The 26,487-nt window shown below is 65.3% G+C and carries 45 protein-coding genes and 2 pseudogenes; all 47 read left to right on the forward strand.

Going from position 1 to position 26,487, the window contains the following annotated elements:
• The first annotated feature begins 2,076 nt into the window (after positions 1-2,076).
• A complete protein-coding gene (locus tag ACUDAL_RS20260) occupies positions 2,077-2,523 on the forward strand; it encodes a hypothetical protein (RefSeq protein ID WP_444679642.1) in 447 nt (148 codons plus the stop codon).
• Positions 2,513-3,100: a PD-(D/E)XK nuclease family protein gene (locus ACUDAL_RS20265; RefSeq protein WP_444679643.1), complete on the forward strand. Its 588-nt coding sequence runs from the start codon at positions 2,513-2,515 to the stop codon at positions 3,098-3,100. Before ACUDAL_RS20260 ends, ACUDAL_RS20265 begins: the two co-directional genes overlap by 11 nt.
• Position 3,101: 1 nt before the next feature.
• Positions 3,102-3,572 (forward strand): hypothetical protein, encoded by a 471-nt coding sequence (locus tag ACUDAL_RS20270; protein WP_444679644.1) that lies wholly within the window; start codon positions 3,102-3,104, stop codon positions 3,570-3,572.
• The gene (locus ACUDAL_RS20275; protein ID WP_444679645.1) at positions 3,569-3,892 is read left to right on the forward strand and encodes a hypothetical protein; all 324 of its coding nucleotides are present in this window, start codon (positions 3,569-3,571) and stop codon (positions 3,890-3,892) included. The genes ACUDAL_RS20270 and ACUDAL_RS20275 overlap by 4 nt, the downstream gene beginning before the upstream one ends.
• 294 nt (positions 3,893-4,186) lie before the next feature.
• On the forward strand, positions 4,187-4,783 hold the full coding sequence (locus ACUDAL_RS20280; protein WP_444679646.1) for a DsbA family protein: 597 nt from the start codon (positions 4,187-4,189) through the stop codon (positions 4,781-4,783).
• A 2-nt stretch (positions 4,784-4,785) separates the two neighbouring features.
• Complete coding sequence (locus ACUDAL_RS20285; RefSeq protein ID WP_444679647.1) at positions 4,786-4,971, forward strand: hypothetical protein; 186 nt, start codon at positions 4,786-4,788, stop codon at positions 4,969-4,971.
• A 394-nt stretch (positions 4,972-5,365) separates the two neighbouring features.
• Positions 5,366-5,962, forward strand: coding sequence for a thermonuclease family protein (locus tag ACUDAL_RS20290; RefSeq protein WP_444679648.1), 597 nt, complete (start codon positions 5,366-5,368; stop codon positions 5,960-5,962).
• A gap of 13 nt (positions 5,963-5,975) precedes the next feature.
• Positions 5,976-6,341 carry a hypothetical protein gene (locus ACUDAL_RS20295; RefSeq protein ID WP_444679649.1) on the forward strand — a complete coding sequence of 122 codons (366 nt, stop codon included), beginning with the start codon at positions 5,976-5,978 and terminating at the stop codon, positions 6,339-6,341.
• A 247-nt stretch (positions 6,342-6,588) separates the two neighbouring features.
• Positions 6,589-6,804: a hypothetical protein gene (locus ACUDAL_RS20300; protein WP_444679650.1), complete on the forward strand. Its 216-nt coding sequence runs from the start codon at positions 6,589-6,591 to the stop codon at positions 6,802-6,804.
• Positions 6,805-7,214: 410 nt separating this feature from the next.
• Positions 7,215-7,487 carry a hypothetical protein gene (locus ACUDAL_RS20305; RefSeq protein ID WP_444679651.1) on the forward strand — a complete coding sequence of 91 codons (273 nt, stop codon included), beginning with the start codon at positions 7,215-7,217 and terminating at the stop codon, positions 7,485-7,487.
• A 301-nt stretch (positions 7,488-7,788) separates the two neighbouring features.
• A complete protein-coding gene (locus ACUDAL_RS20310) occupies positions 7,789-8,199 on the forward strand; it encodes a hypothetical protein (RefSeq protein ID WP_444679652.1) in 411 nt (136 codons plus the stop codon).
• The gene (locus ACUDAL_RS20315) at positions 8,196-8,783 is read left to right on the forward strand and encodes a hypothetical protein (protein WP_444679653.1); all 588 of its coding nucleotides are present in this window, start codon (positions 8,196-8,198) and stop codon (positions 8,781-8,783) included. Before ACUDAL_RS20310 ends, ACUDAL_RS20315 begins: the two co-directional genes overlap by 4 nt.
• The gene (locus ACUDAL_RS20320) at positions 8,780-9,016 is read left to right on the forward strand and encodes a hypothetical protein (protein ID WP_444679654.1); all 237 of its coding nucleotides are present in this window, start codon (positions 8,780-8,782) and stop codon (positions 9,014-9,016) included. Before ACUDAL_RS20315 ends, ACUDAL_RS20320 begins: the two co-directional genes overlap by 4 nt.
• Positions 9,013-9,357 (forward strand): hypothetical protein, encoded by a 345-nt coding sequence (locus tag ACUDAL_RS20325; protein WP_444679655.1) that lies wholly within the window; start codon positions 9,013-9,015, stop codon positions 9,355-9,357. The genes ACUDAL_RS20320 and ACUDAL_RS20325 overlap by 4 nt, the downstream gene beginning before the upstream one ends.
• Before the next feature lie 221 nt (positions 9,358-9,578).
• Positions 9,579-10,640, forward strand: coding sequence for a DUF2726 domain-containing protein (locus ACUDAL_RS20330; RefSeq protein WP_444679656.1), 1,062 nt, complete (start codon positions 9,579-9,581; stop codon positions 10,638-10,640).
• A gap of 11 nt (positions 10,641-10,651) precedes the next feature.
• Positions 10,652-11,674, forward strand: a complete 1,023-nt coding sequence (locus tag ACUDAL_RS20335; protein ID WP_444679657.1) for a recombination-associated protein RdgC — start codon at positions 10,652-10,654, stop codon at positions 11,672-11,674.
• 244 nt (positions 11,675-11,918) lie between these two features.
• Entirely contained in the window at positions 11,919-12,077 is a 159-nt protein-coding gene (locus ACUDAL_RS20340) for a nucleotide exchange factor GrpE (RefSeq protein WP_444679706.1), read from the forward strand.
• Positions 12,078-12,547: 470 nt separating this feature from the next.
• On the forward strand, positions 12,548-12,778 hold the full coding sequence (locus ACUDAL_RS20345) for a hypothetical protein (RefSeq protein ID WP_444679658.1): 231 nt from the start codon (positions 12,548-12,550) through the stop codon (positions 12,776-12,778).
• Positions 12,779-12,886: 108 nt separating this feature from the next.
• A complete protein-coding gene (locus tag ACUDAL_RS20350) occupies positions 12,887-13,111 on the forward strand; it encodes a hypothetical protein (protein ID WP_444679659.1) in 225 nt (74 codons plus the stop codon).
• Between the two features lie 47 nt (positions 13,112-13,158).
• Entirely contained in the window at positions 13,159-13,791 is a 633-nt protein-coding gene (locus ACUDAL_RS20355) for a hypothetical protein (protein ID WP_444679660.1), read from the forward strand.
• 21 nt (positions 13,792-13,812) lie between these two features.
• Positions 13,813-14,025 (forward strand): hypothetical protein, encoded by a 213-nt coding sequence (locus ACUDAL_RS20360; protein WP_444679661.1) that lies wholly within the window; start codon positions 13,813-13,815, stop codon positions 14,023-14,025.
• A gap of 2 nt (positions 14,026-14,027) precedes the next feature.
• A complete protein-coding gene (locus ACUDAL_RS20365) occupies positions 14,028-14,492 on the forward strand; it encodes a DUF2786 domain-containing protein (protein WP_444679662.1) in 465 nt (154 codons plus the stop codon).
• Positions 14,381-14,842 carry a DUF7168 domain-containing protein gene (locus tag ACUDAL_RS20370; RefSeq protein WP_444679707.1) on the forward strand — a complete coding sequence of 154 codons (462 nt, stop codon included), beginning with the start codon at positions 14,381-14,383 and terminating at the stop codon, positions 14,840-14,842. Before ACUDAL_RS20365 ends, ACUDAL_RS20370 begins: the two co-directional genes overlap by 112 nt.
• Positions 14,839-15,384: a winged helix-turn-helix domain-containing protein gene (locus ACUDAL_RS20375; protein WP_444679663.1), complete on the forward strand. Its 546-nt coding sequence runs from the start codon at positions 14,839-14,841 to the stop codon at positions 15,382-15,384. Before ACUDAL_RS20370 ends, ACUDAL_RS20375 begins: the two co-directional genes overlap by 4 nt.
• Before the next feature lie 2 nt (positions 15,385-15,386).
• Complete coding sequence (locus ACUDAL_RS20380) at positions 15,387-15,731, forward strand: hypothetical protein (protein WP_444679664.1); 345 nt, start codon at positions 15,387-15,389, stop codon at positions 15,729-15,731.
• Positions 15,732-15,768: 37 nt separating this feature from the next.
• The gene (locus ACUDAL_RS20385) at positions 15,769-16,086 is read left to right on the forward strand and encodes a DNA methyltransferase (RefSeq protein ID WP_444679665.1); all 318 of its coding nucleotides are present in this window, start codon (positions 15,769-15,771) and stop codon (positions 16,084-16,086) included.
• Entirely contained in the window at positions 15,981-16,745 is a 765-nt protein-coding gene (locus ACUDAL_RS20390; RefSeq protein WP_444679666.1) for a hypothetical protein, read from the forward strand. Before ACUDAL_RS20385 ends, ACUDAL_RS20390 begins: the two co-directional genes overlap by 106 nt.
• Complete coding sequence (locus ACUDAL_RS20395) at positions 16,718-17,185, forward strand: hypothetical protein (protein WP_444679667.1); 468 nt, start codon at positions 16,718-16,720, stop codon at positions 17,183-17,185. Before ACUDAL_RS20390 ends, ACUDAL_RS20395 begins: the two co-directional genes overlap by 28 nt.
• Positions 17,186-17,212: 27 nt before the next feature.
• Positions 17,213-18,151 (forward strand): hypothetical protein, encoded by a 939-nt coding sequence (locus tag ACUDAL_RS20400; RefSeq protein WP_444679668.1) that lies wholly within the window; start codon positions 17,213-17,215, stop codon positions 18,149-18,151.
• Between the two features lie 201 nt (positions 18,152-18,352).
• Entirely contained in the window at positions 18,353-18,595 is a 243-nt protein-coding gene (locus ACUDAL_RS20405) for a hypothetical protein (RefSeq protein ID WP_444679669.1), read from the forward strand.
• 43 nt (positions 18,596-18,638) lie between these two features.
• A complete protein-coding gene (locus ACUDAL_RS20410; RefSeq protein ID WP_444679670.1) occupies positions 18,639-19,052 on the forward strand; it encodes a hypothetical protein in 414 nt (137 codons plus the stop codon).
• A 1-nt stretch (position 19,053) separates the two neighbouring features.
• Positions 19,054-19,224 (forward strand): hypothetical protein, encoded by a 171-nt coding sequence (locus ACUDAL_RS20415; RefSeq protein WP_444679671.1) that lies wholly within the window; start codon positions 19,054-19,056, stop codon positions 19,222-19,224.
• A 50-nt stretch (positions 19,225-19,274) separates the two neighbouring features.
• The gene (locus ACUDAL_RS20420) at positions 19,275-19,613 is read left to right on the forward strand and encodes a hypothetical protein (protein ID WP_444679672.1); all 339 of its coding nucleotides are present in this window, start codon (positions 19,275-19,277) and stop codon (positions 19,611-19,613) included.
• A 39-nt stretch (positions 19,614-19,652) separates the two neighbouring features.
• A pseudogene (locus tag ACUDAL_RS20425) lies at positions 19,653-20,069 on the forward strand (exonuclease domain-containing protein); the annotation flags it as partial.
• A 32-nt stretch (positions 20,070-20,101) separates the two neighbouring features.
• A complete protein-coding gene (locus ACUDAL_RS20430; protein ID WP_444679712.1) occupies positions 20,102-20,530 on the forward strand; it encodes a hypothetical protein in 429 nt (142 codons plus the stop codon).
• 10 nt (positions 20,531-20,540) lie between these two features.
• Complete coding sequence (locus ACUDAL_RS20435; protein ID WP_444679708.1) at positions 20,541-21,026, forward strand: nodulation efficiency, NfeD-like protein; 486 nt, start codon at positions 20,541-20,543, stop codon at positions 21,024-21,026.
• 3 nt (positions 21,027-21,029) lie between these two features.
• A pseudogene (locus tag ACUDAL_RS20440) lies at positions 21,030-22,093 on the forward strand (SPFH domain-containing protein).
• A gap of 114 nt (positions 22,094-22,207) precedes the next feature.
• Positions 22,208-22,444, forward strand: coding sequence for a hypothetical protein (locus ACUDAL_RS20445; RefSeq protein WP_421414521.1), 237 nt, complete (start codon positions 22,208-22,210; stop codon positions 22,442-22,444).
• A gap of 3 nt (positions 22,445-22,447) precedes the next feature.
• Positions 22,448-22,720, forward strand: a complete 273-nt coding sequence (locus tag ACUDAL_RS20450) for a hypothetical protein (protein WP_444679673.1) — start codon at positions 22,448-22,450, stop codon at positions 22,718-22,720.
• A gap of 3 nt (positions 22,721-22,723) precedes the next feature.
• Entirely contained in the window at positions 22,724-23,149 is a 426-nt protein-coding gene (locus tag ACUDAL_RS20455; protein ID WP_444679674.1) for a hypothetical protein, read from the forward strand.
• A 70-nt stretch (positions 23,150-23,219) separates the two neighbouring features.
• The gene (locus tag ACUDAL_RS20460) at positions 23,220-23,594 is read left to right on the forward strand and encodes a hypothetical protein (protein WP_444679675.1); all 375 of its coding nucleotides are present in this window, start codon (positions 23,220-23,222) and stop codon (positions 23,592-23,594) included.
• 11 nt (positions 23,595-23,605) lie between these two features.
• Complete coding sequence (locus ACUDAL_RS20465; RefSeq protein WP_444679676.1) at positions 23,606-23,839, forward strand: hypothetical protein; 234 nt, start codon at positions 23,606-23,608, stop codon at positions 23,837-23,839.
• Complete coding sequence (locus ACUDAL_RS20470; RefSeq protein ID WP_444679677.1) at positions 23,826-24,407, forward strand: DUF262 domain-containing protein; 582 nt, start codon at positions 23,826-23,828, stop codon at positions 24,405-24,407. The genes ACUDAL_RS20465 and ACUDAL_RS20470 overlap by 14 nt, the downstream gene beginning before the upstream one ends.
• Positions 24,408-24,410: 3 nt before the next feature.
• Positions 24,411-24,602 (forward strand): hypothetical protein, encoded by a 192-nt coding sequence (locus ACUDAL_RS20475; protein WP_421414513.1) that lies wholly within the window; start codon positions 24,411-24,413, stop codon positions 24,600-24,602.
• A gap of 13 nt (positions 24,603-24,615) precedes the next feature.
• A complete protein-coding gene (locus ACUDAL_RS20480; protein WP_444679678.1) occupies positions 24,616-25,494 on the forward strand; it encodes a hypothetical protein in 879 nt (292 codons plus the stop codon).
• 24 nt (positions 25,495-25,518) lie between these two features.
• On the forward strand, positions 25,519-26,199 hold the full coding sequence (locus ACUDAL_RS20485) for a hypothetical protein (protein WP_444679679.1): 681 nt from the start codon (positions 25,519-25,521) through the stop codon (positions 26,197-26,199).
• Positions 26,196-26,441: a hypothetical protein gene (locus ACUDAL_RS20490; protein ID WP_444679680.1), complete on the forward strand. Its 246-nt coding sequence runs from the start codon at positions 26,196-26,198 to the stop codon at positions 26,439-26,441. The genes ACUDAL_RS20485 and ACUDAL_RS20490 overlap by 4 nt, the downstream gene beginning before the upstream one ends.
• Positions 26,442-26,487: the final 46 nt, after the last annotated feature.

Below are 26,487 nucleotides of genomic sequence, written 5' to 3' on the forward strand. Positions count from 1 at the left end.
ACTACGCCTGAGGCAACATAGACGCAGGGCACCGGCATCGTCAGGGGAATACGCAGGGACACTGATCTAAATAGCACCGGTGAGACATTACCCGTCATTAGCAGAGGTTGCCCGAATAATGATTTACTCTCGTTGCCATGACGTGACGTTGAGCGGGTATGTAGGGTTTCACGGGATTCATCTACTTGTTGATTTTATAAAGAGCGCGGAGTGGGTGATTGATATTTCCCGAATGAGCGCGACGGGAAAGCACACTCCCCAGGTGAGTCGTCAGTCACCGATCGCGATAAGGATCTGGCACTCCGCCGCGGTGGCAAATTCCCCACTCAGCTCTCGAATCCGGCCTTCAGGAAGGCGCCTGTGAGCGACGATCTCCACTGCAGCCGACCTCTGCCCTACCCTACCGCCAGGAACGCTCCTACGGGCCTTGTAGCGCGAATACGCGGCCTCCGGCGTTAACACGGTTCACTGACGGTTCGAACACGGCTTATCGCCCCTCCTCATGGTTCTCCCTGGTCGTCTGGGCCTGTCTCGTCGGCACCTCCAGCAGGTCCGTTCGTATCGCAACCGAGCACTTCCTGTCCTGACCGGTCATCGAGGTGACAGCGATCAGCGCAGGGCCTTTGGGCCATGCTGGCGCCAACAGCCATGTGTCGGCGCTCCATCGAGCACTGCGGCACCCCTCCCTGTCGACCACCGTCGTTCCGATGCGCCATCGGCACACCGCAGCGCCGATGCAATCCACCACCCTTCGCGACGACGTACCGCGACATCGCACCCGGCGTCACACCAGGACAACGCAGAGGACGTCACGAAGTGCCGCCGCATGCGGCCCCAGCGACCACACGAGGCCTGTACCCGCGCATGGGTCGGTCGCGTCATCGCACCTCAGGCCCACGGCAACGAGCGATCGCTGCAGGTGCTTCACGCTTGAGTCGAATTCGTGAGGCGCCGGCACTCCCCGGGATGGGATCAGATCAACGAACCCGGCAGCACTGTTCGCCCAGGTACCGACACTGGCCCCTGCCTGAGGAGGCCGACTGCAGCTCGTGTACTGATCGGGGTGAGACAGGAGCTGCTTCGCGCTCAGCAGCGACGTCCAGTGGCAAGGGTGGTCACCCGCGACACCAGCTCGCACTGGCCCGGACATTGGCACGTCGGCACAATTCGCATCGCCACCCAAACCTCTGCCGCTGTAACGACGGAGCACCTCAGCTTCAGGGAATGTTCTCACGAGACGCAGCGTTATCACCTTGAGCCCCTTCCCCGCCAAGGCTATCCACAGATTGCGTGGACAAGGCTGTGGAATACGCTGTCACGACAGACCGGTAAGCCTTTGCTGCTGCATGGACAATCCAGGCACGCTGCATTCTCGTGACACGCTGGTCAAATATTGATCGCTTTTCTTCCCTAGTAGCCACCACGCTCACTGGCGGCGAGCCTGTCATCACTTCGTTCGCAGTCACCATGTAGTCGATCGCGACGCGCCTCCTCCCACGCTCCCGATCACGGTTTCACCGTGTGTTTCGATGGGCCTTCAAAAGCCGCTGTAGCATCCATAGCTACTTGCCAAAGCGCCCTTCTGTCACGTGCCGGCATTGGCACGCCGCGCCAGCAACCTAGAGAGCCGCTGTAGCGTCCATCCAAAGCCGTTATGCGTCGTCGGAACAAGCCGGCATACGCCCACGCGCTTCTCTCTGTGCGAGATTCGAAAGATAGAGCCGTTGTAAAGCCGTCAGGGAATCACCCCTCGCGTCGATTTGCGTGTTTCGGGATACCTCGTAAGGTGCAGCAATGGAGCGTAGCGGCGCAGTAACGTCTTTAGAAAGCCGCCAAGAGGACAATAGTGAGTGATACTGGCGGTGGAGCCATGGAAGGGCGGTGATAACCCTTCACCACTGAGTTGGTCGGCCATAACAAGACCGTCAGAGCCGCTACATCATCCATGCAGAGCCGACAATAGCACCATGGAGTCGCCGGACTCCCGCTCCACACGAATACGAACCAAAGACACCGTCTTGTGTGTCCCTACAACGTCCCCTTAGCGGCCCTAGAGAGCCCCGGGAGGAAGCCTATATGAATGCATCTATGACCCACACTGATCGCCAGTCCGACTGGCTCGACGAGCTCGAGTGTGCCCTGCTGGCGCTCGATGACGCGCCAGTTGAATGCGACGGCATGACCTACGCCCTCAGTCTTCTGCTCACGGACGCGGGCATCCCTCACCGCGCCTACTGTGGCTATGTTCGCGACAGCCGACGCCAGGCGGTCGTGAGCCCCCACTGCTGGATTGCCCTCGACAGCGGAGACATCCTCGATCTACGCCTGCGCATGTGGCTGGGCGACCACGACGAGATTCCGCATGGGGTGGTTCCGGTGCGTGACCAAGCCTGGCTGGAGTACCAGGGCCACCGTATCCATGGAGCACCGCTGAGCCGCTCGATCCTCAGCGTCATGACGGATGGGCGCATCGACCAGGTACGCCTGCCACCGCCGCCACAGGAGAATCGCCATGGGACCTGAACTGTTCACCCTGTTCCTGGTGCTGGCGCTGGGAGTCACGCTGATCGACGCGATCAGTCGCCGCGTATTCGGCAAGCGCGTCCACTGGACCGCCAGGGAACGCATGCCGCGGGAGCTCCAGCTGAGCCAGCTGGTGATGTCGGAGTCGCCAATCCGTACCCAGACCCCGGTCGCGCTGCATGGCACGCCAGACCAGGTGTTCCTCAACCACAAGGGCATGCTTATCCCGGTGGACACCAAGCTACGCCGCGACGCCCGGACGACGTCCGCAGATCGGCTGCAGCTCTCCGTCTACGGCACGATTCTGGCGCATACCCGCCCCGAGCCCGTCGCCGGCTACGGCTATGTCCGCATCATCACCGCCGGGAACCGCCCCGGTACCGCAAGGTATGGCTGCTCCCCGAAAGCAAGGTCATCGCCAAGCAACGGGCCATGCAGCAAGCGGCGGCTAGGACATGAGCGCCCTCCCGGTACTTACGTGTCACAGAGCCCTTCAAGGGCACGTCCAGACCCCTTGCGTATTGGTGGATATCCGTATCATCGAGGACAAGAACCCAACAAGCGGATCGACACCTGAAATGCGGCTACTGAACACATTGCTGGAGGATCAGGGGCCGGAGGTGCTGGAGTTTGTTGACGAACTCCTGGAGCGCAAGAACGGGCTGCTCGACTACCGAGTTCAGCAGGCATCGTTCACCGACATGGCGCTGTGGGGTGTCGATGCAGAGCAGTGGAGCCTGGCCAAGCGAGCCGTCGCCGTACAGCGGCTACACGAGCGACTCACCGCGGCGTTTCCCTACGTCACCCTGAGTCACCAGAAAGGCCTGCAGGCGACGACGTCGGGCCAGTGGTTCTGCATCGAGGCCGGCGAGAGGCTTCGCCCCATGGTGATCACCACCTGGCTTGGCCGAGACGTCGACCTGATCGACGAAATGACCTTCAGCCAGATGGTCCAGGCGCTCCCCAAGGGGTGGACGCTGATCCTGCAAGGCCGGAGAACGACACAGAACATGATCGCCAGCGCGGCTGGCCGGAGGGTAGAGCAATGAGCACCAAGGACACTGCCAGCGACGAGCGTCTGGAATTCACCGAAGCCGAGCAGGAGGCCTTCAGCCGCTGCGCGACGCTGACCCTGCTCGCCATCGCGCTGCAGGTGCTGTTCTTTCCGGACCTCGGGATGTGGGCGGCAGCCGTGATCGGCGCCTGCGGCACCGTGCCGGTCATGCTGGCCTATGGCCGTAACAAGCCCCTGCTGTTCGGCGTAGCGATCGCCACAATGGCCGGCATCGGGGTCCTCGCCCAAGTCATCTACGGCCTGTTCTACCGTGCCGCGTTTGGCGTTTTTGAAAGCCTGCTGGCGCTTACCTGAACCCATGAAGAAGGAAGACCTCGTGTCCGAGTCAACTACCACCACCAGCAAGACCCTACCGCTCGCCCTGGGAGCCGCGGTGGGGTCGGCCTTATTGCCGCCATCGGCTACACCGCCTGGAGTGCCAATCTGAAGGCCGATGACACTCAGCAGGCTGTTGCGCAGCTGACTGATGCCGTCACCACCCTGGTCGAGTCACAGTCCAGAGCCCAGCAGTTCTCCAGCCAGGAAGCGTTCCAGGAAGCGGTAAGCGCCTCCATCCGCGCTCATGCCGAAGAAGCTCGGCAAGCGGAAGTGGATGCCCGGTACGCCCCCTATGAAGCCGCTGCCGAGGAGACGCCCGAGGGACAGTGGATCTACGGCAACCTCGACGCACGCTTCACTCTCGTCGAGTACGCCGATACCGAGTGCGGCTACTGCAAGCGGTTCCATGGGACGCCCAAGTCCATCGTCGACGGCAGCAATGGCAACGTGAACTGGGAGTACAAGCATCTGACCGTGCTGGGGGAGACCTCGGTGATTCAGGCCCAGGCCGCCGAGTGCATCGGCGAGCAGCTCGGCAACAAGGGGTTCTGGGTCGCGGTACAGGAGATCTATGACAAGACTGGCAGCAACGGCACGGGTGCCGGCAACCTCACCAAGCTCGCGGCTAGCGTCGGAGCTGACGAAAGCACGTTCCAGAGCTGCATGGCAGAAGGGCGGCACCGCGACCTCATTGACCAGGAGACGCAAATGGCGCGTTCCCAGGGCATTACGGGTACGCCGGCAACCATCGTGGTCGACAACCAGACTGGCCAGATGCAGCTGCTGGCTGGCGCCCAGCCGGCTCAAGCCTTCATCGCGGCCATGAAGGGGTTGGTCGCCAGAGCCGCTGAAGAAGGGGAGGGCTGATCATGGCCCTGCCTATCCCGCCCGTCGGTCTAGCCATTGCAGTAGGGGTATTTCTGATGCGCTCTTCACTCAGCGGTGTCGTGCTCGGCGCGATCTTCACCATGGCGGCGTTCCATCTATGGCCGGAGATGATGCAGACGCCTTTCGCTTGGGTCGGCCAGGGGCTTCAGGCTATCGGCCTCCAGTAGTGATCGCTGTCTCACTTCATCTACCGAACACCTCTCGGCAGTCCCGGGAGGTGTTCCGCATGCGGAACACCTCATCGCCACGATGGGATAGTGCGAAACGGGTGACGGCCCGCTTCCGGTGTTCCGCATGCGGAACACCTCAACGTCACGATCGCAGGGTAAAGGGGCGGGAGAGGACCTGCCTCTGATGTTCCGCATGCGGAACACCTATGCCACGTGAAAACACCACGATCCCTGGCCACCGCGCCAGGGGCCATGACATGTCGTGTTCCGCATGCGGAACACCTGGGATTCATCCATGTGCGCAATGGTCTCGCCCATATCGCATCGCCACCAGAGGCTTACGATCATGACTATCCATAGCCCTTCACCCCTCAGATGGGTCGCTGCTGCCTTGCTGGCGCTGGCGGCCTCTCCCGCACTCAGCCAGACCTACGAGGGGCGAGTCACCCATGTGCTGTCGGCAGATAGCATCCGAATCACGGTCGTCACCACCTGCCTCGAAGCGGGCTGCCCCGAGCTGGGAGACTCGCTACGGGTCGAGATGTCCGAGATCGATGCGCCTGAGTCGGGACAGCCACACGGAGACACCGCCAGCGACGCGTTGCTGACGCGGCTCCACGAAACCGTGGTGACAGTCATTCAGGAAGGGACGAGCGAGCAGGGACGACCGATCGGGCATCTGTACCTGGATGGCGAATGGCTGAATGGCTGGGCCGTCAGCGAAGGCCATGCCTGGGTCCATGCTCCTTCCGCCCAGACCAAGGCGCTGCATGACCTACAGAATGAAGCGCGGAGACAGGGCCGAGGCCTGTGGGCGGGCCAGGCCCCGGTTCCACCGTGGCAGTGGCGTGAGGGGACCAGAACAGCCGCCGGCAATGCCGCATCGCCCGAACCGCCGAAGGAGGGTTTCAGCCAGATAGCCCCCGGAGCGGTGGATGGCACTCAAGACCTGATGCATGGCGCGACGCGTGCCGAACCCAACGGATAAGGAGCCAGTTGCCATGTCGCGCCTCCGCCTGCTCTACCTGGGCCATCGTTATATGCCGATGCGACCCGATACTCTCCTGATCATGACGGTCATGCTCGTCATCATTGGGGCCGGTGCCATTACCCTGTACATGGACATCGAGCAGCCAGCACTGCTGACGGTGGGGGTTGGCCTCGTCGTGACAGCGCTCCAGGTTGCGGTCATGATCCGTTTCCCGGGTATTGCCGACGGCCTTTCCTGGAGCGGTCTAATCATCGAAGAGCTCAAGTCCACCCGAGGCGTGATGCCCGGTGGCGACAGGGGGCTACCCGACGCCGCATCGTTCGGCATCTCCAGGAGCACGGCGATGTTCCTGATGAGATTGTGCGACGCTGGTTGAGCGCCTCGCGAGCGTAACCGCTCGGCGCCGCTCCCCGCAGCGCCTGTGTCAACAACTGTCACACCGTTGACGGGCAAGTTTCCGATCCCACCGATTAATACTATGATAACTAAGTGACAAGTCAGATCTGACTAATATTATTTCAAAAACGCCCATGAAGGGCATCAGTGAAAGGCACGTCAAGCGTCAGCGCTGCTAGCGTGGTAGATACCTGCGACCGATGGTCGCGCACGCCAGGAGTGCAGGCATGAGCCTTTCAGCAAAACATCGTGTACTGGACAACTTCATCCGCGCCTACCGCCTTCACCACGGCCGCGAGCCGAGCATCAGTGAATCGAAGGGCTACCTCTGGGTAGATGGCCGTGGCGGCTATCTACTCGAGGAAGTTGAGGATATGACCGCGGCCCTTCAGAGGGACGCATCAGGAAGTGCTGCTGCCAGCATCTCAGCTGGGGCACACTGAACCAAGGATGGCAGCCAGTGCCTAAAGCCGCGGAGACGGCCTATGAAGAACGAACGCCCCGATAGAGCGCGTCGATCATCGACAATCGAGAGAGCCACCATGCCCGCTAGTTTCTTACAGGAAATGGCCTATCAGTACCTGACCGATAAGGAAACGCGTGATCGCGTTCAGGTATGGCAAGCCTTCCGGCAACACAGCGATGCAGAGCTGGCTGCTCAATGCAAAGAGCGCCTGGGCCTGGAACGTTCACCATTCTCGACCCAGGAGCTCACAGAGGCTTTCGCCCAGCTGCGCGTCGCGAATGCCGGCGACCTGGGCGTCTATGCCCTGAAGCTACTAGGAGGAGGCAACCTACCTCTTCGTCCTAGGATCTCACCGAGGCCAAGCGCGTCCAGCTGGCCCTGCTTGAGGTGTTCGCAGCCCGAAGCCTCGCCGCAACCCAGAAGCAGGGGCTGACCAACACCAGTTCCGCCATGACCGAGCTGATGGGCATCTTCCCCGACACTCCAGCGCCAGCACCGGCGCTCTCGTTGGCCGATATCGCCGACAAGTACAGCATGTCACCGGATGAGCTGGAGCAGGCAGTGGCTGCAGAGGAAAGGGCGCTTGCACGGCGTCGCGATGACATCCATGACGCCCACTACCCGGTATTTCAGCGGTCTTCGGTCGTTTCACTGCATTGATGCTGCTGATCAGGTGTTCCGCATGCGGAACACCTCTCCTCGTACCTGAAATCCCGTATTGCGGCTCGAAAGAACAACTCATTTGATGCTGACTTGAGCCATCATCCCAGCTTCGCCCTCACATCCCTCCGTCCCCACAGGTGTTCCGCATGCGGAACACCTGTGGGGCTTGGCAGTGCCTTTCGTGAAATTCATGCCTTCAGGCCTTTAAAGGCATTACCACCCCCTTGCATCTCTGCCGATATCCGTAAAGTAGGGCTGACGCCCACCATGAGTGGCCCTGATCTGTGCGGAGGCTTAGGTGAACCGAGACGTGCCCATCGCTGAGCGTGACCCGGTCGTGCATGTGCCGTGCTCCTGGCAGATGCCCGATCCCGAGTGGTCCCCCTATCCGCCTGACGTCGATGCCATACGCGCCGCCGGCGGACAGGCCTATTACTGGGTGCGTGGCTGGAACTTCGTAACGCCGGTCATGGCTGAGGTGGTGCTGATCACGCACAGCGATCCACCCGAGCAAAGCGTTATCGTCCGCCGCGTGGGGGAGCAAACCCTGGATGAGCCGGCCAGAAGCCCGCGGTTCACCAACCTGGAGCTGCTCCCCAACTGGCATCCCCTGGAGTGGGCAGGCCCTGTCGCCGGCGCCAGCTGCCGCCAAGCGGCAAGGCATCCAGACGTTCCATCGTGTCACCAGAACGCGGGAGGTGAAGCATGATCGATTGGTTGAGTCCCATCCGCCTCACCGGGACCGGTGACGAAGAGGGCGCCTTCGACAACGCCATGACGGAAACCGAGATCGCGGCGGTGGCGGATCAGTGGCTTCGGCAACACCACTGGGAGACCTACCCTGAGGTGGTCATCGAGACCTTCCCGGGACGGCCTGACATCATCGCCACTCGCGCCAGCATCTGCCAGGTGATCGAGTGCAAGCGCTCCCTGACCCTGGGTGTCGTCGAACAGGCCTCTCGCTGGCGCAGGCAGGATCGCCCGGATCAGACGGGCATGCCGCATCTGATCTGGATCGTTGTTCAGCGCAGCCGAGGGCGTCGCAACGACCTACTCTGCCATCTGATCCGCGAGTTCGGCCTAGGCCTCATGACCATCGAGAAGACTCCTGCGCTGCACTTTCGGTATAGCGACGAGGAGGAAGTGCGCCCCCAGGAGTACCGGCTCCATCAAGAGATCTGCCCCAGGCTCCAGCCCGGATCTCGACGTGCTGCCAAGACGCTGATGGCCCACCTCAACCCCGACATGCGCATTGCCACGCCCGGGGCCGGGGCGGCGAAACGACCTTCATGACCCCCTTCAAGCGGACCATGGCCGCCATCGAGCAGCTCATGGCTGACGGCAAGGAACACCACATCGACCACATCCTCGAGTGGCTCAATACCCGCGGGGGACACCATTACGCCACCGACCGCAGTGCCAAGTCGGCATTGCCCGCCCATCTGGACCGCCTCGGGTACCGCCGCACTCGCGACTATGGCCCCTGGTTCGCACACCCTGAAACCAAGAAGGAAGCACTCGCATGAGCAAGCCGATCCCCAAGCCGCTGGTGACGTTCGACCTGGACGCCTGCCCCGACAACCTCCGCACGCAGCTGGAGGCTTGCATGCTGGGCTCACCGGAGGGAGCCATTGTCACGCTAAGCCCCACCCTCGACGCATCGAACCGGAAGATCGCCCAGATCGAAGAGAGCCGTCGGGCCATGTCGGTCCTGCTTTGTCAGTGGCGCGATGCGTATCGCCAGTTGCTGGATGCCGAATCGGAGGAGTGCGGAGGCCTGGCGCCCATCGACACCGTCCCGGCAGCACTTCGCAAGCAGCTCGACGACCTGGATCGCGCCACCGCCCAGGGGTATCCGTTGCCTTGAGGAGCATTCCCAATGAAGGTCTCGACCAAGCACTGCTGGGACTGTGGAAGTGATGTTCTCCGACTGTTCCGGAGCACCAACGAGAAGGTCTGCCACGCATGCGGCACGGTGATGCCCTGGTACATCGAGGAAGGGCAGAAGCCGTTGCTGAGCGCGTCGCGGGATGGCGAGCCGGTGCTCCGAATGCCGCCAAAGGCCGTTCAGCGACACGGGAGGGCGTCATGAACTCGCGCCGCCGACGCAACAAGAAGGATGATTATGTCGTGCTGGCGCTGTTCACCTTGGCGCGGCACACCCCTTGGTGGGGCAATGTGCTGGTCGCGATCGGGGTCTACCTGGGGCTCACCTGGGCCGCATCGTCGCTGAACAACGCCGATGGGCTAATGGTGAGCTTCTACACGCTGCTCGCCCGGCTGGCACAATACGGCAGCTACCTGATTCCCGCGCTCTATGGGATGTATGCCCTGGTTCAGTTGATCCATGGCGCAACCGCTGCACGCCGGCAGCAGGCCTATGACGTCCATCTAGCATCATATCTCAAGTCACCCCAACAGCATTGCGCCTCAGGGGACTCGCCGCGCCAACAGGCCATTCTGGCGGCGACCAAGTCAGCCCAAGAGCGAGTGGGCCAGTTGATCCATGGCGCAACCGCTGCACGCCAGCAGCAGGCCTCGGATCTTGCGTCATCCCTCACGACGACCAACCAGGGGCCAGGACCCTCAGGGGACTCGCTGCGCCAGCAAGCCATTCGGGCGGGGACCAAGTCCGCCCAGGAGCGAGAGGCGGATGATGCCGTCAGCCGGGTAGGGCTCGAGTCCATTTTCGGGACACCCTCGACCCTGCTGCCCGGCGATGGCCGCAACCTGTCCGAGACGCTGATGGAGCAGGGGGACGCCTATCTCCCCCAGGCGACCCTGCTCACCGACGCCGAACGGCGGGCCTACACCCAGCTGCGTCAGCTCTACGGGGAGTCGGTCCTCATCTGTCCCAAGGTACGCGTTGTCGATGTCATCACCCCGAACACCGCCATCCACCCGCAGCGGTCGCGCACCTTCACGTCGCTGTTCCGGCAGCTGTCCCAGTGGCATCTGGACTTCGTGCTGGTCGACCCCGCGACCTTTCAGATCCTCTGCGCCCTGGAGCTCGATGACAGCAGCCATCAACGCGCCGACCGCATGAAGCGCGACCGCATCCTGAATAGCGCCTTTCTCAGTGCAGGTGTCCGCCTGGAACGCCTGACCTTCCGTAACGCCGAACTGCACGCCACACCTGTCACGCAATGAAGGAGAACCCCATGTGGTTCAAGACAGCCATCCTCTATCGTATTCACCAGCCGCCCCAACTGGCGGCCGACGCCCTCGCATCCGCCCTCGAGGAGCATGTGAGCCACCCCCTGGAGGGGAACAACCCCAAGCGCATGGGCTGGACGGCACCGGCAGGTCGCAAGAGCGACATGCTGCTGCACGAACTCCAGGGCCACCGCTTGATGACCGCCCTGCGCCAGGAGCGCCTGCTGCCGGCCAGTGTCGTTCGTGAAGAGGTCGAAGAGCGTTGCGACGAGATCGAGGAGCGCGAAGGTCGCAAGCTGCGCCGTCAGGAGCGCCTCACCATCAAGGAACAGGTCATCGAGGAACTGTTGCCTCGGGCCTTCGTGCGCTCCAAGAAGGTAGATCTTTGGTGGGACACCCGCCGCGACCTGCTCTGCGTGAATGCCGGCAGCCGCAAGGCCGCCGAGGAGGTACTGGACCTGCTGCGTGAGACCCTGGGCAGCCTCAAGGTGACCCTGCTCGCCACCCAGGAGCTCCCGGTCAGGGCGATGACCCGTTGGCTCAGCGAGCCCGACAGCCGTCCTGCGTGGCTGCTCCTGGGCGACCAGGCCCAGCTCAAGTCAAAGGGCGACGACGCCAGCTTCACGGCGCGTCAGGCCGATCTGGAGGGCGACGAGGTGCGCTCCATGGTCGAGGCCGGCAGGCAGGCCACCAAGATCGCCATCACCCTGGAGGGGCAGGCCTCACTGGTGCTGCAGGACGACTTCACCTTCAAGAGCCTGCGCTTCGATGATGCGCTGCTCGAGGAGGCCAACAACGCCGAGGATGACGACGACGCGATCATCCGCCTGGAGACCGACTTCGTGCTCATGGCGGACGCCCTGGCCCACCTCATTGAGCAGATGCTTGCCGCCCTGGGGGTGAAGCCAAGGCCACGCCGGCAACGGCTGAGGCGTCGCAGGAGAGTACGGCAGGGGAGGGTGATCCCAGCGACTCCCGGGGCGCTGCTGACGAACAGGCGCCAGCGGGCAGCGGCGACGATGCGGTAGCCACTGAGCACGCAGAGGTGTCCGCATCTGCCTCCTTGCCCAGTGATGACGCCGTCGGTCGAGTAGGCGGCGAGACCGGTCCTCGAGACGCGCTCGATGCCACGTCAGAACAAGACGAGGAAGCGACCACGCACGCCTGAGCAGAGGGCCGGCCCGGCGCCGTGCGGGACCGGCCCTCGAACCCGGCGCGAGGCGGCGCGGCAGGACACCACGACACAGGGAACCGAGGACTTCATGACATGGCATCGAGGTCATCCCGGCAGCGGGCAGGGTGTTCGATCCGCATTGGCACGAGGCCGAGGCCCTGGACACCGAGGCGGAAGCGCCCAAGAACCGGGTGACCCGAGTGCTGCAGACCGGGTACCGCCATGGGCAACGTCTGCTGCGGCCGGCGAGGGTATAGAATCGAGACTGCGTGGCCCCACAGCCAGTGCCGAGACTGCCGACACTCTGCTGAGAGCTCACCTGGTTCTTCATGCCCCCCAAGGGCACTCCCCATCCCTCCTTGATGCCGTTGCCGCTGGCATGATGGCGCCAGCCGAATCTAAGGAGACTGATATGCCAGACGCTTGTACCTCTGACAGACCCCTTCGCTGGCACCGGGGAAAACTGATCAGCTACGAGGTGAGCGGGGACATCCAGCACGACATTCCCTACGTTGAACATATCACCAGCCTCAGAGCTGCCGTCGCCATCGCCAAGGAGTATGCCGGGATGGTCCCTTGGCAGAGTTGCCGGGTGGCCAGGCGCATCAGCCTCCGGCAGCACAACGGCACGACGGAACAGAGCGCCAGCATGCCAGAGAGCTCCAGGCTGACACACTTCTGGGAGGTCCTCAGCGATGGGTCAGTACACCTTGATCGCGAGTTCCCGATGCTCCCGTCGGGACGTCAGCGTCAGCTTGTGCGCCAGGGGCTCAGCCTCTGGTTAGATGCGGTGCCCGATTACACGGCCATGCGCCGGGGTAGGGCAGGGGCAGAAGAGCAGCTGTACGCCCTCTACCGGCTCGCCCAGTGCCAGGGCTGGTATGCGGCCAGCGAGGCGCTCGAGGGTCTGCTGGGAGGCACTAGGGTGCCAGTCGACCGCCGCCAGGAAGGGTGGTGACCTGGCCTGCGCTTGCAAAAGCGGCGCGAGGGGGCAGAGTAGGCACCGCCTTCGAGGCCATCGGGCCTCGAGGAGCCCTTCGTATCGACCGGACAACAAGGAGTTGTGATGTCTGACTTTCGCAAGACCCGAATCGGCGTGACCAATGCCGCCCGCCTGATGGACGTCCGCGTCACCGAGCTCAAGCAGGCGGTGCGCACCGAACAGCCGCTCCATGGCGTCATGCCGCCGCGTCCGATCGGCCACCTCGGCAAATCGGCGACCGAGATGTACTTCAACGCCGGCGACGTCATGGATGCCGCCGAGGCCATCAAGGCGGCTCGACGCCGCTGACGGGTGTGCCCCGGCCAAGCTCACTCCCTGAGACAAGGACCCCAGCCATGCATGACCTCCTGTTCACTGCCGCCCCGGTGGTACACCGCGAAACGGCACCGCTCGTTCGCCGTACGGCCGACCCGGTTGCCGAGACCGTCCGCCTCGAACCCTTCGAGGCAACCCTGGTGTGGCTGCGCGACACCGAAGCCACCCTGCGGCTGGTGCACCGTGGCGCCACGGTGAAGGAGCTGGCCACCTACAACGACTACTACGGCTTCTTGCGCAGCGTGGACGGCGCCCTGGAGGACGCCCCTGGGTTCTGTGACAGCTACCGGGTCACCTCGGACAGCGAGCTGGCGCTGCAACTGGATCTGGTGGTGATCGACACCTGCGTACTGCCAGCGATCGAGGAGAAGGCCTGGGGCCACAAGGCCGCCTACCGTCGCCTGAACTGGAACGACACCTGGTGGCGCCACGATGCCGAGCTGCTGATGGCCTGGGAGTCCACCCTGCCGGAAGAGCGACCCCGGCTGCTGGGGCAGCTCGAGGTGGTGTCACCTGAGCCCAAGCGCGTCGCCACGCACATCGGGCTGTGGCACAGCCTCCGTGACGGCGCCGAGCCCGCGCTGAATCAAGAGGCCCTCGCCATCCTGAGCGCCCTGCGACAGGACGCACAGAACCTGGCCGAGGCGGGCTAGTCGATGTTCGCCAAGGGTCCCATGCCAGGCGCGACGGCCAAGCGCGATGCCCTGCGCTATCTCCCCGACGGCGTCTACTGCCGGCGCAGCGAGGCCATGGGGATCACCGGCTATGTCGTCTACCTCCCGGATGGCACGCCGATCGTGTCGGCCGGCAATGCCCAGCAGGCCTGGCTGAAAGCCGAAGCCTGGGGCCAACGTCACCTTGCACCCTCAGAGCCCACCAGGAGCTGACCATGGACCGCCGAGCCCTCGACAAGATCAAGAAGTGCCTGCGCCTGGCCAAGAGCGACAACGCCAACGAGGCTGCCGCCGCCCTGCGGCAGGCTCAGAAGCTGATGGCCAAGCACGGCCTCAATGACGTCGACGTGCAGCTCGCCGACGTGACGCGCCATCGCGCCAAGAGCGGTGCTGTTACCCATCCCCCGCGCTGGATGTGGCTGCTGATGAGCCTGATCAAGGAGGCCTTCGGGGTCGAATACGTCTATCACTCCGAACGCGGCCCGCAGACCCGCTGGCGCATGGAGGGCAGTGCCGACTTCATCGGGGTAGGGGAGGCCCCGAGGTCGCTGCCTACGCCTTCTCGATCCTGCACCGCCAGCTCAAGAAGGACCGCAGCGCCTACCTCAAGGAACTCCCGCCCCGGATGCGCAAGAGCCTCAAGACGCGACGCGCCGATCTCTTCGCCGAAGCCTGGCTGAGCGCGGTGTATCAGAAAGTCAAAGACCTCACGGTACCGGTTAAGGAGTCGCAGCTGGTGGCGACCTGGATGGAGCGTGAGTACGGCGAGGCAGGCATCGAGGCGGCCCGAGACCGTCGCCACAAGGGCGCCCTGCTCGGGGATGCCGAGGCGATCCGCGAGGGCATCGAGAAGGGTAAGCAGGTCCAGCTGCACCACGGCGTCGCCGGCAGCGCCGCCCCGAGGCGTTGCCCGGCAGAGTGGCCGAGGCAGAGGCCCTTGCATGATCACAGCAATCCGTATCCTGACAGCACCCGGAGAGGCCGCCGACGCGGCCTTCATCCACGCCGCCAGGAGACGCTGTCCCCATGACCCAGCCCGCTGCCCAGCTCGACATGTTTGGCCATGTGCTTGGCGCCTACGCCGCCACCGCCGAGCGCCCCATGGACAATGCCAGCTTGTACCAGGCGGTGGCCCAGCGTGCCGGCCTCGACCAGGCCGCGGTAACGCGGGTGGAGCCCATCGGCGAGGCCGCGACGCCTCGCAACGTCTTCCATCGCCAGGTGCGCTGGTACCAGCAGTCGCTCAAGGCCCTGGGCCTGATCGAACGCGTCGAGGGCAAGCGTGGCGTCTGGCAGCTGACCGACAAGGCCCGGCGCGACCTGCACCCGATTCGCCGGCCCCTCAAGGTGATCGCCTTTTCGACGGATCTGGGCGTGGCCATGTGGTCCGCCGCCGAGGACGTCTTCAGCGCCCTCGAGGTGCCCATTACCCTGTGCTTCACCTCGCCGCCGTACCCCTGCGCGTGTCGCGTGCCTACGGCAACGTCGATGCCCGGGCGATCGTCGACTTCGTGTGTCAGGCGCTGGCGCCGATCATCGAGCGCATGGCCCCCGAAGCCTCGCTGGTCCTGAACATGAGCAATGAGATCTTCCACGAGCGCTCGCCGGCGCGATCGACCTATCTCGAGCGGCTGACGCTGGCGCTGGAGGACCAGTTCGGCCTCGCCCTCATGGACCGGATAGTGTGGCACAACCCCTCGAAGCCCCCGGGGCCGATTCAGTGGGCCAGCAAGACGCGCCAGCAGCTCAACGTCGCCTGGGAGCCGATCCTGTGGTTCGCCAAGGACCCGGCCCGGGTGAAGAGCGACAACCGCCGTGTCCTCGAGGCCCACACCCCGCGCCAGCAGGCCCTGATCGGCAGGAGGGGAGCAGCGCACGGCCAGCTACGGCGACGGTGCCTACCGCCTGCGCCCGGGTGACTTCGGCGCCGAGACCCCGGGGCGGATTCCCCGCAACGTGCTGCGCCGCGGCCACCGCTGTCCCTGGGGAGATCGCTATCGCCAGGCGGCCCAGGCGCTGGGGCTGCCGCTGCACGGCGCGGCCATGCCCTACAGCCTCCCCGAGTTCTTCATCCGCTACCTGACCACCGAGGGAGACCTGGTCGTCGATCCCTTTGCCGGGCGCTCGATGACCGGACGTGCCGCCGAGAGCCTGGGCCGGCGCTGGATGTGCACCGAGATGATGCTCGAGTACGCCAGCGGCGGAGCCGAGCTGTTCCGCGACGCCCCGGGGTTCGACGCCCCTCTCGATCCCCGCCGGCTGTTTGCCGCCTGACCCAAGGAGACCCTGATGCCTCGCTCCTTTGCCGCCTCGCCCTGGTACTGCTGCTGGCGCTGATCCCTGTCACCGCGCTCGCGGACATCGTCATCGGCTCCTGGAACATCCGTCATCTCGGCTACGACAATGGCAAGCGCTTCGACCAGGTCGCCCAGATCGCCCAGACCATGGACATCATCGCCATCCAGGAGGTGATGGACCCGGCGGCCGTGGATCATCTCGAGCAACTCCTCGAGAGGCAGACCGGTGAGCTCTGGCAGTCCATGACCAGCCACCTGATAGGCCGGGGCTCCTATCGAGAGGCCTACTCGTTCCTCTACCGCGACGCGAGCGTGGAGTATGTGGATGGCGCCGTGGTGTTCCTGGACCACCGTGACACCTTCTCCCGGGAACCCTACTCGGCTCGCTTCCGCAGCCGGCACAGCGGGACCGAGTTCGTGCTGGCCAACATCCACGTGCTCTACGGCAACTCGGTCAGCGACCGCCTGCCGGAGATCCATGCCCTGGCGGACTACTGGGACTGGCTCGAGGAGGTCTACGGCGACACCCCCGGGTGCTGGCCTGCGACTGCAATCTGGCCTCGGAGCATCGTGGCTGGCGCCCGCTGCGCGATCGCGGCGTGGACTCGGTGGCCAATGATGGCGCCACCACCCTGAGCAGCCACCATGGCGTCTACGCCAACGAGTACGACCACCTGTGGCTGGTCCCCGGCCGGCTGCCGGTCAGCGACGCCGGCAAGCTGCGCTTCCCCGAGCTGCTCGGCATCAGCCATGAACAGGCCCGGGCCACCGTGTCCGACCATGCCCCGGTGTGGATCACCCTCGGCGACGCCCAACGCCCCCTCGACGCCTTCCAGGGCGCGGTATCCAGCACCCAGGCACCCGTGGCGGCCAATGATCCGGTCTACGACTGCGTTGACCTCAACCGCAGCCCTCGTGACGTCCTGGAGCGCCTGCCCCATATCGGCGAGGCTCGCTCAGGGCTCGTGATGGATGGCCGCCCGTGGGACGCCCCGGAGAGCCTGCAGCGCATCCGTGGCCTGGGGCCCTCGCGAGTGGGAGACATCATCGACAGCGGCCTGCTGTGCCGCTCCTGAGCCAGCTCATCATCGGAGACGCAAGGTATGCGGAAGCACCTCAAGCAAGGGCTGTCGTGGCTCAGGGTCGCGGTGGTCACCGTGGTGATTCTGGGCGGGGCGGGCTTCGCCCTGTGGACGATGCTCACCTCGCCGGCACCCTCAGACGTGGCGGCACAGCAACGGGCCGAGCGCTGGACGGCTGAGCTGCCCACCCGGGAGGAGATGGATGAGGCCCCTAGGGCACTCGGACGCTATTGCCTGGGAGGTGTCGAGTACCGTCGGTACGCCGCACATCGGAGCTATTCCTACACCCCACACTACGAGGATGGCCAACTGAAGGGCTGTGACGAAGAAGAGCTCGTGCCCAACCTCTCGCTGCGCTGTATCGATGGGACCGTCTACTACAAGTTCCCTTCTCGCAGCTGGGGCCGATGCTCCGCCCAGACGCCACGGTCGTGGCCTGTCCCAGCCAATAGGCTGCCCACAAGGAAACCGACACCCGATGCACACACCGGCCCCCTTGCCCCATCGGAAGACCCCACGGAGACCCGCCAGGTCGTCTTCCTCAGCCAGCGCGAGGCCTGCGAGCTGGCGCCGGTCGCCGGCGCCGCGATGATCTCCATCACCGATCCGGACAAACCGGACGCGCCGCTGCAACCCGGCTGGGACCGCCTGCTGCGTACCGCCTTCTACGACGGCACCTACAGCGAGGACACCATCCACCGGGTGAAGCATGACTTCGAACTGCTCTATCAGAGCTACATCACCCCGGAACAGGCGACGGAGCTCAAGCGTTTCGTCGATGACCTCGCCGCCGAGGGGTCGAGCAGATCTACGTGCACTGCTACTTCGGCCGCTCGCGCAGCGCCGCCGTGGCCGACTACCTGGGAGATACCCACGGTTATGCCGTGGCCCCGGCCGTCGAGAAGCCGAACGCCACGGTGCGCACGCTGCTGGATGACCCTGACCACTTCACGCCGCTGATTCGCCATTACCGGAAGCCGATGGAGGAGGAGACGGCCCCCAGAGGCTGGAGGCGCTGGTGGCGGCAGTTTTTCGATTGAGGGCCGGCACCCGCTGGCTTGGTACCGATGGGACATCATGGCACCGCCATACCCTTGCATGATGACCGCTTGGTGAGACGCTACCGGTACATCCCGCGACCCGACACCCGTGGAGGAGCCCATGCACATTCCGAAGCACCAGCGCGTGCCGCTTATCAGGCGGCGTCAGAAGGCCGGCGGTCGCCCCGCTGATCCCGACGGCGAGCTTGCCACCGCTCGCCGGCTGGGGTTCAACCCCAGCACCTGGCGCCACCGGATGCGCAAGGTGAAGGCCGGCAAGATGACCCTCGAGGAAGCCATGACCAAGCCCATCATGGCCCGCGACCAGTACAGCCGCCTGGGTGGCCGTAAGAAGGCACCCTAGCCGGGCTCCCAGCCCCAACGACACACCGACAAGGATCACACGCATGCCAAGCTACCGTGCACAGACCGACAAGCGCGTCATCCACTTCCACGGCGACCTGGGCGAGCATTGCGCCGACTGCAGCGACGTGGCGGGCTGGCTGTGTGACTTCCCGATTGGTGGCGACCTGACGTGTGATCGCCGTCTCTGCGAACGGCATGGCCGGGTGGTGGGTGACAACGCCCACTACTGCCTCACCCATTACCGGCAATGGCGAGCCATGAACCCGGGCGAGCCCGACTACCAGATGACGCATCTGCGTCGCGACACCCTACCGGCCATGGCACAGGTAGCCCTGGGCTTTCTCAAGGAAGCCTTCGATCGCCGCGACCAGGGGCACCGGGGAGGGCATCACACCCTTCCTTCGCAACAGCGCGATCCCGCTGGGTGCCGATGGCGTCAGGGTCGGCCAGGGTGACGTGGACGATGCCCCCTACGAGTCGCTGGCGGGCGGCCTGCACTGGTGCCTCGAGCATGACCTGATCGAGGTCTGCTGGCGCAAGCCACCGGGGCGCGACCCCCAACCGTGGTTCGCCATGACCCGAAGCGGTCTGGCCGTGATGGAAGGCGAAACGGTGGAACGGGGCTGACGCCCGTCGCCACCGGCCCAGATAACCGGACGTCACGAGGAGACCCTGACGTGAAGATGACCAAGGGCGACTACGTCGCTTTCCTGAACGACGACACCTTCTGGCCCGACGGCTGGTGTCACGACGAGACGCTGTTCCGCATCGATGGCCAGGAGGTCGAGGAGGTCGGCACTTCGCTCCCTGACAGCACCGTGATGGTCATCGTCGACGGCGTCGTGGCCGATGCCGACCTCAACCCGATCCGCTCGCTCAAGGCTCATGCACGCCGCTGGCAGAAGACCCAGCGCATTCGCCAGGTGGTCATCGAGGTCCCCCGCGAGGTCAACGACAAGGCCCTGCGCCAGCACCTCAAGGCTATCGGCGCCAGCCTCCACACGCCCAGCACCTGAACGGAGCTCATCATGACCGATACCACTTTCCCGCTGGACATGGTCCCCACGATCCAGGCCGCCCCTCAGGACTTCCGGCTCCTGCAACGAGTGCCGCTGACGCGTCAGGACACCACCTTCCCTGCGGCGATCAATGCCCCGGTGGGTGATGAAGCCCCGCTGGTGATCGTCGACGTCGAGACAACCGGCCTCGAGGCGGAGACAGACCGCATCATCGAGCTGGGGCTGGTACGCGCCAGCTACAGCCCCTCGGCCAAGCGGCTGACCACGATCCATGACGCCTACTCCCGCTACGAGGACCCGGGACGCCCGATCCCCGAGCTGATCACCCGCATCACCGGCATCACCGATGACGACGTAGCTGGCCGCCACATCGACGACGCCTGGGTAGGGATGATGATGGCCGGCGACCCACTGGTGCTGGCGCACAACGCCCCGTTCGACTGCGGCTTCCTGGAGGCCCGCTTCCCCGCCTTCGATGGCCAGCGATGGGGCTGCACCGCCAGCGAGATCCCTGGAGCGAGCTGGGCTTCGAGAGCCGCAAGCTCGAGTACCTGCTGCTCAAGCACAACAGCTTCTACGAGGGCCATCGCGCCAGCATCGACTGCCTCGCCACCGCCTGGCTGCTGGCGCTACGCCCCGATGGCTTTGCCCAGCTGCTGGACAACGTGGCGCAGCAGACCGTCGTGGTGCAGGCCTTCGGCGCCCCCTTCGAGGTCAAGGATCTGCTCAAGGCCCGGGGTTACCGCTGGCATCCCGGCGATGCCGGCAGCAACAAGTGCTGGTGGTGCGAGATCCCCGAGACGTCGCTCGCCGCCGAGCGCGAGTTTCTGGACGCCACCTACTACCAGGGCGCTGAACGTGCCGCCTACGAATTCCGTGACGCCCGTCGTCGCCATCGCAACGCCGTCGCCTGAGGAGACCCCGATGGAATGGAGCATCACCTACCTGTGGCTGATCCTGGCGCTGGCGCTTGGGCTTGCCGAGCTCACCATTGGCAGCCTGGTGTTGCTGGCGCTGGCGATCGCCGCCGGGCTCACAGGGCTGACGGCAGGCCTCGGCGCCTCCTTCGTCTGGCAACTGGTGGCCATGGGCCTGCTGTCCGGCGTGCTGGTCCCGATCATGGTGTGGAAGGTGCGCCCGTGGTTTTCCCCACGGGGTGTGGCTTACGGCACCACCGGGACCGGGGTTGAGAAGGGCCAGCTCTACACCACGCAGCGCCGTGACTTCGACGACGCCAGCGGCATCAAGATCAACGGTGACTTCTATCGACTGCGCGTCGAGGACACCGGCGAGACCGAGCTCCCTGCGGACACCTCGGTCGTCTTCCAGCATTTCGACGGCACCACCGCCGTGGTGTCCCGTCACTCACTCGCCCCTACCGGGGGCACCCATCGCGACAAGGAGCACTGACCCATGGACAGCATCTTCTCCCTCAGCCCGGGATTCTTCATCGCCGGACTCATCCTGGCCATCGGCATCTCGGTCATCATCAAAGGCCTGGTCGTCGTGCGCCAGTCGGAAGTGATGGTCATCGAGCGCCTCGGCTCATACCACCGCCTGCTGGAGAGTGGCATCAACCTCATCATTCCCTTCATCGAACAGCCCCGTGCCATCACCATGGTGCGCTATCGCAAGATGGGCGAGGAGTACCAGGCCGTCACCAGCCACGAGGCACGCATCGACCGGAGGGAGACCGTGATGGATTTCCCGGGCCAACCCGTGGTCACCACGGACAACGTCACGGTGCGCATCAACGGCGCCCTGTACTATCAGATCATCGACCCCAAACGGGCCGTCTATGAGGTCGAGAACATGAGTCAGGCCGTGGAGGTACTGGCCAAGACCACCCTCAGGAGCGTCGTGGGCAAAATGGAACTGGATCGCCTTTTCGAATCCCGGGCGGAAGTGAACAACGAGATCCAGGCCGCCATGGAGGAGCCGGCATCGAAGTGGGGGGTGAAGATCTCCCGCGTCGAGGTGCAGGACATCGCCATGCCCGGTGAGGTGGAAGAGGCCATGCGCCTGCAGATGGCGGCCGAACGCAAGCGGCGGGCCACCGTGACCGAGGCCGAAGGGGAGAAGGCCGCCGCCATCGCCATGGCCCAGGGCCAGCGGGAGTCGGCGATCCTCAATGCCCAGGGGACAAGGAGTCAGCGATCCTGCGTGCCCAGGGCGAGCAGGAGTCCATCAAGCTGGTGCTCAGCGCCATCGGCGAAGAAGAAGAGCACAAGCGCACCGTGGTCGGCTACCTGCTGGGTCAGAGCTACATCAAGGCGCTGCCGAACCTCGCCAAGGACGGAGAGCGGGTCTTCATCCCCTACGAGAGCTCCGCACTGCTCGGCTCCATGGGCATGTTCCGCGAGCTCGCCGGCTCGCCGGAGGACACCGTGGCCAGCCACCTGACCACCTCGACCAACCGTGCGGCCATGCGCAGCGGCATGGCCGCCGGCGCCGGGGCGAGCGCCAGCGCCAGCTGATCCCCTCATCGCACCATCGTGACACCGGGACGCGAGCGCCGCTTGCGTCCCGGTGTTTTTGTGCAAGGGTATCCCTGACCGACGCCCCCCATGCCCAGAGCACGAGGAGACCCCATGGCCCTACCCGACGGCTGGAGCGAAGCCGCCCCCGGCGGCATGCTGATCAACCCGGACCCGACGACCGGCGGCATCATCGACCACGAGATCCTCAGCGGTCGCTGGTTCGTGGTCTTCAACGACGAGGGCCGGGCCACGATCAGCAACCTGCACACCCGTCAGGAAGCCATCGAGGCCATGGACGTCGCGCTGCGGCCGGCGCCGGCCGACACCCCCGACACCGGCAGGCAATAACATGTGGTACGCACAGCGCCAGCTGCACGGCAGCGACGACACCAGCACCGACTGGCAGCGTCTCCCCGGGGCCCCTGGCCGCGGCAGGAGCGGGCCAAGGCGGCATGCAAGGCCGACCTCGAGGCCCATCGCCACAACGGCCATCGCCTCGCCTACCGGATCGTCAGGGCCCATGCGCCGACGCAGGTGGATGCCGAGAGCCATCCCCCACACGGCTGGCGCCTGCGCTGGCGCATCCCCGACACCTCTCAGACCCCACGCCCCAAGGAGGCATGACCCATGGCCACAGTGACCACCGCCGAGGACGCCCAGGTCCTGCGAGAGCAGGCCTCTCGCACCATCCGCGACCACCTGCCCGAGTTCGCCGCCGAGCTGCTCGACTGGGACCAGACCGCGGTCCTGCGCAACGGCCGTGTCCGTGACACCGCTAACCTGATGCGCGAGGTCATCCCCGGGCCCCATGCGCTGTCGTTCGTGCGTGGACTGGTGGAGGTCGAGGCGTACCGACAGGTCATCGCCGGCGTCGCCGACCGCCTGACCCCGGCGCAGCACCGCTTCCTGGCGTCCATGGCCGATGACCCCGCGACCGGCACCCGCATCGAATGCGAACGCAGCGAGCTGCGCGTCGCCCGCAGCGCCGCGCCCTGGGCCTGCTGCGCGGCGTGCCGACAGACCTGGGCACCGAGCAGACCCACTTCGAGGTGATCATCACCCCGTTGGGCGAAGCCGTGATCCAGGCCATCGCCCCGCACACTGCCGCCACGGGAGGTGCCTCATGAGCCGCTCACTGGATGGCCTGCTGGCTTCCCACGAGCTGGCGGAGCAGCGCCGCGCCGGCGGCAAGCCGGTCTGGGACCGGCGCCTCAGGCTCAAGGATCTGCTGGCGGACTCGCCGGACGCCACCAGCGACGAACGCGCCGCCTGGGTGGCCAACCGCATCGCCGAGCGCCTCCGGCGCCAGCTGCCGGCCGCATGGCTCGAGACCGGCGAGGAGATGGACTTCGAGCTCCTGGAGGTGGTCGACGGCATGGAGGCCCTGACGCCGACCAGCTACGACGACGATGAGGACTTCAGCGTCCTCGAGGATCTCAACAACATGCTGGGCCAGCTCTACGACTGGGCCGACCGGCGCCGGGTCTGGATCGGCTGAAGGGGAGAGCGATGATCACCTTGAACAAGGCTCGCGATGCGGTGAAGCTGGCCCATCCCCGGGCCTACGCGTCGAAGCACAACAACCAGCTCGGCCAGCACAGTCACTGGTGCGTCTGGACCCGGCTCGCCAACGGCCTGCGCCTGGCGACGGGGAAGACCGAGCGCGAGGCGTGGAACAAGGCGCTGGCCACGGTCGAGAAGCACGCCCGGGACACTTCAGGAGGTGAGCATGGCAACGCCTGAACGCCACTCTCGCGACCGTGAGCTCCACGCCATCATCCGGCCCATGACCGAGCCCGTGTATGAGGTGGACAGCTTCTGGCACATGGCGCCGAAGCAGCTCGATGACCTCGCCGAGGGCTACGGGGGCATTGACATGGTCCCTGACTACCAGCGTGGCCACGTCTGGACCACCCAGCAGCAGGAGCGCTACATCGAGGCGGCGATGCGCGGTACCCTGCCGAGCTCAGGCCGCCTGCTGCAGTTCAACTGCCCCAACTGGCACCTCGACGGTACCGCCACGGACCTTCCGAACGGCCTCCAGTGCCTGGATGGCCTGCAGCGCTACACCGCCGTGCAGCGCCTGCTGGCCGGCGAGCTGCGCCCGTTCGGGCTGCCCCTGGCGCGTTTCCGGGGCACCTCCTACGATCCCAAGCGCTTTCGCTTCCGCATCGCCGTGTTCCACTACACGTCCCGCGCCGCGGTCCTCCAGCACTACCTGGCGCTCAACGCCGGCGGCACGCCGCACAGCGATGACGAGCTGCGCCGGGTGAGGGGACTGCTGATGGCCTGTCACGCCAGCGAGGAGTAGCCCATGGACAAGCGCGAGTTCAGCGAACAGATTGCCGCTGCGATCACGGAGCTGGGCGCCGAGGCCGCCGCCGGGTGCATGGCCCGGTCGCTGCTGTGTCTTGCCCACGGCGCCGGCAGCGACCTCGAGTTCACCTGTGACCAGGGGGTGGTGGCCATCGAGCGCCAGCAGATCCCTGAGCATGACAAGCACTGACCAAGGAGTCCGTATGCTGCTTCACCTCCTGATCGGACAGCGTCACCAGGCCTATCCCGGGCAATACGGCATCGAGGACCTGGGCGCGATGACCGAGTACGACGCCGAGAGCAACCCGGCGTTCCTTCGGGACAGAGAGGCCGAGATGCGCGGCAGTGGCGAGTTCGACCGCCTTGCCTGGATCAGCGCCGAGGTCGACGAGGATGCCGTGGATGCCCGGCTGGCGCGTGCCGATGCTCTGGAGCCCGGCGGGCTTGACGCGCCGGCGGGCGGGGTCGGCTTCCGGGTCCTGTTCGGTCGGCGCCGTGGCAGCTACCCCGGCGAGTTTGGGCTGGAGGCCGTGGCCTCGATGGACGAGTATGGCCTCGACGGCAACTCCGACTACCTCGCCGAGCAGGCCGATGCCGCCGTGGACAGCGGGGAGTTCGCGGTGCTGGGGTTCGTCGACCTGTCCCTCGAGCTGGCGGCGGTGCGGGGGATTCTCTACCCCGAGGCACGCCCCTGGCCGCCGCCCTCATCGACGCAGGAGTCAGCGCATGAAGGCGATCGACAAGGTCCGTCAGGTCTACCCGCAGGCGGTCTGTCGCCGCGAGACGGGCACCTTCGCGGGAGGCACCACGCGCTTCTCGGTGCTGCCACGACCCAATGCCCGCAAGCCGCTCGCCATGGACAACCAGGAGCGCCGCGCCTGGGCCGAGGCGTGGCGGGTGATCGAGCGCGACGGCATCCCGTTCACCTGCCCCTACTGCCATGCGCCCCTGAGCCCCTTCATGGGCGAGGAGGGCGGCCCCGTGACGTCCTGGGCCCATCCCCGGCGCCACAACGGCTGCCGCTGGGACGAATGGGAGGGGCTGACCCAGCGCCAGATTCGCGCTGCTCAGGCACGACGTGACACTGCGACCAGGAGAACCACCGGATGACGAAGCACCCTGAGAATGCCGGCGATGCCCTGTCATCGACCCTACGCATCCCCCGGCTTCCCGACGCGGTCGACAGGCACCGCAAGGCGATCAGGAAAGGGCTGGCCGATTCCGGCGCCCTGAAGGAGATCCCCGCCTTCAAGTGGCTCGCCATCGTCGACACCGGGCTGCGCAGCTATTGCGACCACCTACTCGTGCAGAAGCTCCTGCGCTTCCTGCATGAGCTGCGCGACATCCCGGATCACGAGCGAGAGGCCTTCAGCGCCCAACTCGACGAGGACCCGGTAGAGCGTGAGCGCATCGGCGAGCAGCTCTTCCTGCTGCTCGAGCGCCACGACGACATGGAGAAGCCTTCGCTACTGGGACTCGCCTGGCGGGAGTACCTCCGTGGCAATGTCTCCCTGGATCAGTACGAGCGGCTGGCGCGAGCGATCGATCGGGTGCACCTGCCGCATATTCGCCAGGTGGCCGACATCAGCATGGGCGCCGGTCAACCCAGCCGCGAGGAGGCTGCCGTCCTCACCGACCTGCTCCAGGCGGGATTGATCTACCCCGCGTCGGTCACCGGACAGCTGGCGGATGAACTCGACTCTCGGCCCAGTGAGGCTTATCACAGCACGGACATTGCCCATGTCCTGCTCGAACTGTACGCCGAGCACCGGGGGCAGCCCGTATGACGTCCTCGGCCTACCTGTACCTGGCGGTCCCCGAGGAGGACGAACGCTTCAAGATCGGCCGCTCGGTGTCGCCCGCCAGCCGTTTCCGCGCCCTGGGCCTCGATACATTGGACCTGGAGCGCACCCGGGTGCTGACCGGGTCGCCAGGCCATATCGCCAAGGCCGAGTCGGTCCTGCACTTCATGCTTGAATCGTGGCGTTCCCCGCACCCCCACGGGGGATGGGCACACCGAATGGTTTGACCGCCAGGCCCTGGTCACGGCCACTGACTACGTGACGGATCTGGCA

Source organism: Halomonas sp. E19, from assembly GCF_052439355.1.
Lineage (GTDB): Bacteria > Pseudomonadota > Gammaproteobacteria > Pseudomonadales > Halomonadaceae > Halomonas.